This window comes from Treponema sp. JC4, from assembly GCF_000260795.1.
GTDB lineage: Bacteria > Spirochaetota > Spirochaetia > Treponematales > Treponemataceae > Treponema_D.
Genome location: NZ_AJGU01000063.1, coordinates 1 through 6,783 on the forward strand (window position 1 = coordinate 1; position 6,783 = coordinate 6,783).

At 38.0% G+C, this 6,783-nt stretch carries 6 protein-coding genes and 4 tRNA genes; 2 read left to right on the top strand and 8 right to left on the bottom strand.

Annotated elements, in window-relative coordinates; translation table 11 throughout:
• The first annotated feature begins 77 nt into the window (after window positions 1–77).
• Window positions 78–356, top strand: a complete 279-nt coding sequence (locus MSI_RS12595; RefSeq protein WP_009107708.1) for a helix-turn-helix domain-containing protein — start codon at window positions 78–80, stop codon at window positions 354–356.
• 28 nt (window positions 357–384) lie between these two features.
• On the opposite strand, the gene MSI_RS12600 is transcribed toward MSI_RS12595, so the two are convergent.
• The 7 genes from MSI_RS12600 to fliI all read right to left on the bottom strand — a co-directional run bounded on the left by MSI_RS12600 (window position 385) and on the right by fliI (window position 4,297).
• Entirely contained in the window at window positions 385–2,154 is a 1,770-nt protein-coding gene (locus MSI_RS12600; protein ID WP_009107709.1) for an AAA family ATPase, read from the bottom strand.
• Between the two features lie 101 nt (window positions 2,155–2,255).
• A tRNA-Ser gene (locus MSI_RS12605) sits at window positions 2,256–2,342 on the bottom strand.
• Window positions 2,343–2,348: 6 nt separating this feature from the next.
• Window positions 2,349–2,422: transfer RNA gene (locus MSI_RS12610), tRNA-His, on the bottom strand.
• Window positions 2,423–2,432: 10 nt separating this feature from the next.
• Window positions 2,433–2,506, bottom strand: a tRNA-Cys gene (locus MSI_RS12615).
• A 3-nt stretch (window positions 2,507–2,509) separates the two neighbouring features.
• Window positions 2,510–2,582 (bottom strand) — tRNA-Trp (locus MSI_RS12620).
• 7 nt (window positions 2,583–2,589) lie between these two features.
• Window positions 2,590–2,877 carry a helix-turn-helix transcriptional regulator gene (locus MSI_RS12625; RefSeq protein ID WP_050983947.1) on the bottom strand — a complete coding sequence of 96 codons (288 nt, stop codon included), beginning with the start codon at window positions 2,875–2,877 and terminating at the stop codon, window positions 2,590–2,592.
• Between the two features lie 355 nt (window positions 2,878–3,232).
• Complete coding sequence (gene fliI / locus MSI_RS12630; RefSeq protein WP_009107713.1) at window positions 3,233–4,297, bottom strand: Flagellar biosynthesis/type III secretory pathway ATPase; 1,065 nt, start codon at window positions 4,295–4,297, stop codon at window positions 3,233–3,235.
• 140 nt (window positions 4,298–4,437) lie between these two features.
• Between fliI and MSI_RS12635 the strand changes: the two genes are divergently transcribed.
• The gene (locus MSI_RS12635; protein ID WP_081481398.1) at window positions 4,438–5,178 is read left to right on the top strand and encodes a FliG C-terminal domain-containing protein; all 741 of its coding nucleotides are present in this window, start codon (window positions 4,438–4,440) and stop codon (window positions 5,176–5,178) included.
• A gap of 16 nt (window positions 5,179–5,194) precedes the next feature.
• Here the strand turns inward: MSI_RS12635 and MSI_RS12640 are convergent, their stop codons facing one another.
• Window positions 5,195–6,640, bottom strand: coding sequence for an ATP-binding protein (locus tag MSI_RS12640; protein WP_009107720.1), 1,446 nt, complete (start codon window positions 6,638–6,640; stop codon window positions 5,195–5,197).
• Between the last annotated feature and the right edge of the window lie 143 nt (window positions 6,641–6,783).

Here is a 6,783-nt window from a genome sequence, read left to right on the forward strand (position 1 = left end):
TAATAAATATAATGTCATTATTGACATTATTTCAAGAGAATTTTTGTAATTTCTTACATTTTTTGAGGTTTTTATATATGGATGCTGAGTCTTTCTGGAAAAACGTTTCTCAGGTGCTGAAAAGCAAGAAGATTTCTCAGGAAAAGATGTGTGAAGATATTGGTATCAGTATATGGACTTTACGAGGCTCAATTTCGAAACAGATTCTTCCAAGAGTGGACATCGCAAAAACTATTGCAGATTATCTTGGAACTTCTATAGATTTTTTACTGACAGGAACCGAATCTAATCCTTACAAAGAAAGACTAGATTCATTAAAGAATAATATTCTTGAATTAATCAAAAACGAAAAATAAGAAATAAGTTTTTAACCACGTCTGTTCATCAATTTTCAATCAAGTATTCTTCCACATTTTTGTAATGAATGCCATTTTCCTCTTCGCAGGTCTCGCCTCGATATAAGACAACTTTCTCCAGAATTTTTCCAAATCTGAATTCTGTCTGCTTACAATTCTCTTCGTTAATTAAATGACGATACTGGAACGGAGACTTTTCTTTGCTGTGTTTTACTTCATAGATTTTGCAGCAGACATTTTCCGGATCATAAACGACCATATCAAACTCACCAACGGCAAACTGAAGCTTGAATACTTCCAGATTTGGATTTGCTTTTTTAGTTTCCAGCTGCACGATTTCTTCAAGCATTCGGCCTTTTATATCATCAAGGATTCGTTCTGTAATACGCTTGCGTTCCTGAGCATCAACATTTCTGAAGGTTTCATCCATCATCAGGCTCTTTATCAAAGATTCGGCCTGTGAATACCGTAAGCCTGGTTGACTGAAAACTGTAGTAACTTTTTTGCTACTTAAATCGTTCATGTTAACAAGAGGAATATCGCAGGTTAAATCAAGTAAATCAAGATATTCTTTTATTTCAAGTCTGTGGACATCCTGGATTTCAATTTTCTGCTCTTCCCGGTTCAGAATTCTTAGAAGCTTTTTTAGTTTTTCTGTGATTTTTTCACCATCAACATCATCAAGAATATCAGTAGGATTTTCACGGTCCTTTCGAATTATATCTTTCGCGCTGCCAAAGTCGTGTGATTTGAACGTTCTTGTAAGTACTTCTATAGTGAAATCATGATTCATATCTTCAACGATTCTATTTATGGCATTTGTAAGCTCACCTTTATCATAGAGGGCCTTCAGGTTTCTGAAGTGACTTCCATACTGATAATTTTTAAGTGAATGCTGAATATTACGGGCAATTGCAGTGTTAACATATTCAGCAGTGCTTTTCTTTGTACCAAAAATAGATTTATTATAATTATCTCCGCTCTGGCTCATCGTTCCGCCAAATTCCATGTATTTATCAATATCATGAATGCCCAGAACATTTGAAAATTCACGGAATGGAATAAATGTGGTATGCAGCAAAAAACACCTGTCGTAGAGCTGTTCGTCTTCTGAAAAAACAAAACCAAGGGAATCTGTTCCTGAAAGCACAATTTTCATTCCACTGGAAGCAAAAACATCAGAAAACAAAGCGGCACCCTGAATAAAATCATCCATTATTGTGACTTCATCAATGAAAACATATTTATATCCGAGCGTCTCAAGTTTTCGTAAATCTTTATTTACTTCGGCAAGGGTGTTTGTAGGATTAATCTGAATGAAAACACTTTTATTTCTGTCTTCATCCTTCATGTTATAAATGACCTGTCTGATTAACGTTGTTTTTCCAGTTCGTCGTAAACCGTAAAGAATAAATACTTTGTCATGAGTATCGCCATATACATATTGTTCAATTGCTGAGTACAACTCGCGCTTTTTGTAATCTATAATTGTTGCAGAAAAATCATCCAGAGTTTTACCGATTCTTACATTCGTAATAAATGCAGGGGGATCTTCTTCGAAAACTGCTGCATCTTTATTTTTATAAATCTCAAGATTTGAAACTTGAGCCTGAAGCTTTTTTCTTTCCTCAATCTGATTTTTTAGATTATCGTACTCTTCTTGTTTTACTATTCGAGACCGTTGCTTACCGTTTTCTGTCCATTGATAATAAGTATAAGCCTTACCTCTGATAGTTTTCGTAGTAAGGCCACCTGATGGGAGAGAGTCAATTTTTTTAAGGATTTCTTCTGCATTCATAATGTTATTGTAACTTATATAACTTAATATAGCAAGTTAATTAAGTTACGTTAATTATTGTAGTGTAATATGGAATTAATTCTTTGAAGATTGAATACTAACGGAGAGAGAGGGATTTGAACCCCCGATAGCGTTACCGCTATAACAGCTTAGCATGCTACCGCATTCGGCCTCTCTGCCATCTCTCCATATAGGTGGGCGTACCAGATTCGAACTGGTGAACTCTTAATCCACAATCAAGCGCGTTAAACCTCTCCGCCAACGTCCACATGTAAAAGAGAACTGGATGGGATTCGAACCCACGACTAGTAGTTTTGCAGACTACCCCCTTCGGCCTCTTGGGTACCAGTTCTATCACGCGCATTAGGATTCGAACCTAAGACCTTCGGTTTTGGAGACCGATTCTCTACCAACTGAGCTATACGCGTATTAGTTTCATGCACTAAGAACTTCCACGCCCTCCGAATCATCAATCTCAACAGTCACCATACGGGTAACGACAATCTCATCCATTGTCACGCCAAGCACCTGTGCAAGAACAACAAGGTTATCGAGGGTAGGCATGTTTTTCGCTGCAAACCAGTTGTAGATGGTCTGCACATACGGAAAGTCGAGAAGTATTTGCAGCTGCCGAGGCGTAATACCCCGCTGCTTCATAAGTGTTTTGATTTTTGTACCTGTTGCCTCTAAGTCGAGCACAGGTCTAAGATATGTAGTTTTCACGTTGAATAACCCCTTTAATCCGGAGTCTCAACGCCTTAAGGAAGGATTACGCCAAAACTCCGTTTACAAAAATTGACTTACAGTTCGACGAACTGTTTTCCCACCAGCTTTCATGATTTTCACAGCATGAATGTTCAGAGAAGCTGCATTCCGACCAGAAACTATGCTCTGACCATGAACTAAGACTATGTTCGAGAAAATTGAAATTATTACTGTTCATAGCGTTCATCTCTGAACCTCCTGTTTAATTTAAGCCAACACAAGTCAACTTTTGCGTTGTTTCAACGCTTTATGGTTTTACTATAGCATTAAAGAATAAGCCTGTCATTAAAGATGTTCTTTAATTTAAATTTATTCACCTTTCATTTTCATCATATTCGTCGCACGGAATGTCTATGCCAGTTAATTTGCTCAACATATTCAAGGTATCTGCCATAGAACAATTTTCATCTTCTTCTTGGATTAAGAATTGTTCAATCTCACTATGTTTCCCTATTGCTAAATCGAGTTTAGGGGAAGTTCCTTTTTTAGCATAATTTTCCATAAGTTTACGAACAAGATTTACTGCCTTTTGTGTCTGTTTCCCAGTTACCATTTTTGAAATACGATTATTAGATGCCAGAATATCAATCGTAGGAAAATGATAAGCCATTGCTAATTTTCTACTTAAAACAATATACCCATCAAGACAATCCTGCACCCTATCTTTAATCGGATTGGGTACATCATCGCAATCAAAAAACTCTGAATAGAATGCGGTAATTGAACCTTTGTTGTTTGTTCCAGAACGATAAATAAGATTTGGAATCATTTCAAACACGCTTAACGGATATCCTTTATGTGCAAGAAGCTCTCCTTTAGCAAGTTCAATCTCTCTCTGTGCATGAGCAAATCGGATAAAAGATTCCAACATAAAAGCAACATCCATCCCTTTATCGCGAAAGTATTCTGCTATAGAAGTACAAACATAAGCTGTTCTTACACGTGTAACTGCAGGTTGAACATTATTTCCAACAACAATAACTGAACGCTTTAAGGCTTCTTCTCCAAGATTCCTTTTTATAAAATCCCATACCTCACGAGGACGGTCACCAATAAATCCAATTACATTTATATCTGCATTATTATTTCGCGCAATCATAGCAAGCAGTGCAGATCTTCCAATTCCAAACCCTCCGAAGATTCCCATTCGCTGCCCCTTCCCCATTGTGAGCATAGAATCTATTGCTCGAACTCCAGTTTCGAAACGACGATTCATTGGAAGTCTTGTAGAAGCATCAGGCGGAGCTACCTCTAATGGATAATATTCTTCTGGAAAAATTTCAGGGCCATCATCACATGGTTTTCCATCTGCATAAATCACGCGGCCCAGCAATGACATTCCGACCGGAACCCAAATATTCATATCTTCTTCTTTCATCTAATGACTTCTCCCAAACTCCGATTAAATAACTATTACGGCATAAACAATCATGCAGTGATATTCTGAAAAAAAAGAGTTTGTTTTTTTTAGTCTATCTCACCGTGATAGTCTGTCTGCCGTATATTTATAATGTAAATATGAAAGAGGCTATACTTATGAAAAATGAAGTTTCTGCTGAAGCCAAGAAGGCTCAGTTTATGGTCGAGAAAGCAATGGGCGATATTACCAGGGCAACCCGAAAAGTACTGATGGATTATGTCAGCAAGATGTATTTTTCAAGCTTTGCAAAAGCAATTGCATATCTTGGGCTGGAATCCGAGGATGCAATTGACCTTCTGAATAACATGGATGCCGATACACGCCGCCAGGTTGAGGCCCTTGCTAAAGAATATCAAAAATCTGATACCCAAGTCATTTCCGAAGTTGAGCATATAATCACTGCTTCAGGTATGGACTTCACCGATGATTACAAAATCATCAAAGACAACATTATTCTTTCCGGCAAAACCTTTGCAGAAGAAGCCGTTCAGAACTTTCAGAAAGAAACTCCAATCTTCCAGAAAAAGATGGAAGACTGCCTGTTCTCTTTCGAAGATTTCCAGTACCTGGATGACAGGGCCATTCAGAAAGTCTTACAGGAAACTGATATGCAGGTACTGGCAAAAGCTCTCAGGGGCACTTCTACCGAAGTCCAGGACAAAATTTTCCGAAACATGCCACAACGTACAGCCACTATGCTTAAGGAAGATATGGAATGGATGGGGCCTGCCCGCGCCCAGGAAGTGGATGCTGCTCAGGCAAACCTTGTCAAAATTGTTTTCCGTCTTTCAAATAACGGTGATATTCTGCTTACCCTGAAAGAAGACTGTTTTAAATGACAAGAGGAATAATTTTTCAGTCTTTGAACAAATCTTCCATAGTGATGGTGTTGATGAAATCACCGGAATATTCGTTATAGGTCAAACCATATGTTGTAATTAAAGTTCCGTGTACAACTGATTTCTTTGGAATCATTGTGCTCAAAAGACTCTGACGTTTAATCAGAGTCTCGTGATAATCTTTATTAACGCAGAATTCCTCACTATAGAATTTCATTTCACACATATTCACTACATTGTCATTACGTGAAATAAGAAGATCTATTTGGGAACCCTTTTCGCCAGTCTCGTCCGGGCGCTTTGACCAGGCAGAATGAGTAGTAATAACTCCGCTGATGCCAAGAGCATTCTTAATCTGTTTGATATGATTAAAGCATACGTTCTCAAATGCAAAGCCTCTCCAGCTATTAATCTGGTTTGAAGTAACGTTAGGCTGCCAGAAAGCCGAATCCAGATTTTCTTTTTCATTTACAAACTTAAGCCAGAATTTACAAAAGGAATCTATCAGCTTGTAATGGGTCTCGCGCTTGCCAAGTCCAAAAGGAACATATTCAATAACAAAGTCACTGGCAATTAGGGCTTTGAGATATTTTGAAAGGTGTCCGCTATCCGTGATTTTCAATTTTTCAACGATTTCTTTTCGGGTAAAGCCTGCATTAAGCTGACTCAAAAGATTTACGATTGATTTCATTATCTCCGGGTTCTTGAAGCCTGATTCAAAGAGTCTGTTGTACTCATCTTTTAGTTTTGCATTTGAAAGGAACAGGAGTTTATCAACGTTCTGGGCTAGACTTAAACCGCGTTCAAAGTATCCCAGGTAAAATGGAATACCACCGAAGATCATATAACTTTGAACTATGTCATAATCGGAAATGACTAGATTATTGTATTTGAAGAATTCTTTACATTCAGAAAGGGTAAATGGCTCCAGTTTAAGTTCATGAGTAACGCGGTTATAAAGACCACCGTGATTATCGATTAGTTTGTCTAAAATCCAGGAATTGGCGCTTCCACAGACTACAACCATGATGGTTGAACGATGGCATGCCCATGTATTCCAGAAGCCTTCAAATGCAGTAATAAAACCAGAGCCAGGAGTATCGAGCCATGGAAGTTCGTCAAGAAAAACAACCTGACGTTCTCCGTTATCTTTTGACTGTAAAAGCTGCTCCAGCATAAAGAAAGCCTCAAGCCAGGTTTGAGGTCTGTGAGATTTTGGCATTCCTTGAAGCTGTAGAGAAAAATAAAAATGTTCCAGCTGTTTTTTAAGAGTGTTGCCTTCTTTTGTGCCTTCTTCGACAGGAGATAAACCGGCATGACGGAAGGTAATTCTGTTCTTGAATGTCTCGTCAACGAGATATGTTTTTCCGACACGCCTGCGGCCATATATGGCAACCAGCTCTGCCTTGCCCGAGCTATAAATATTATTCAATTCTTGTGTTTCTTGTTTTCTGCCGACCATAAAACCATTATAAACCCGTATTTTTAGTCGGTCAACTGCTTTATTATGGTTTTTACAGCCCAATATTTAAGGTTTCCCCTTAATTATTGATAATGAAGCTACAAAAGGTAATCCTCTTTATATTTGCAGAAGTTTGTGCTATT